This window comes from Gilvimarinus sp. 1_MG-2023 (genome assembly GCF_030548285.1).
Genome location: NZ_JAUOSC010000205.1, coordinates 1 through 419 on the forward strand (window position 1 = coordinate 1; position 419 = coordinate 419).

Here is a 419-nt window from a genome sequence, read left to right on the forward strand (position 1 = left end):
TATCTGAGCCCCATCTCCGGCACCATCCTGTTTAACGGCCGTGATATTACTGCGATTGAGTCGTCAGCCATTGCCCGTCAGGGGCTGGTGCGCTCCTTCCAGATTTCGGCGGTATTCCCCAATTTGACGGTGCTGGAAAATGTCCGGGTTGCGTTGCAGCAACGGGAAGGCAACAGCTTTCATTTCTGGAAACCGGAGTCGGTATTAGACCGCTTGAACGAACGGGCAGAGCAGTTACTGGAGTCTGTGGGATTACAGGATTTTGCGCGGGTGGTGACGGTGGATTTGTCTTATGGCCGCAAGCGCGCCCTGGAAATTGCCACCACGCTGGCCCTCGATCCGGAGATGTTGCTGCTGGATGAACCCATGGCCGGAATGGGCCATGAAGAATCCCGGCTGATTATCGATCTGTTACAAAC

1 protein-coding gene is annotated in these 419 nt (G+C 55.1%); it reads left to right on the forward strand.

Annotated elements, in window-relative coordinates; all coding sequences use genetic code 11:
- Positions 1 to 419, forward strand: a 419-nt coding sequence (locus Q4563_RS16440) for an ATP-binding cassette domain-containing protein (RefSeq protein WP_303605246.1), incomplete at both ends; no start/stop codon positions are given.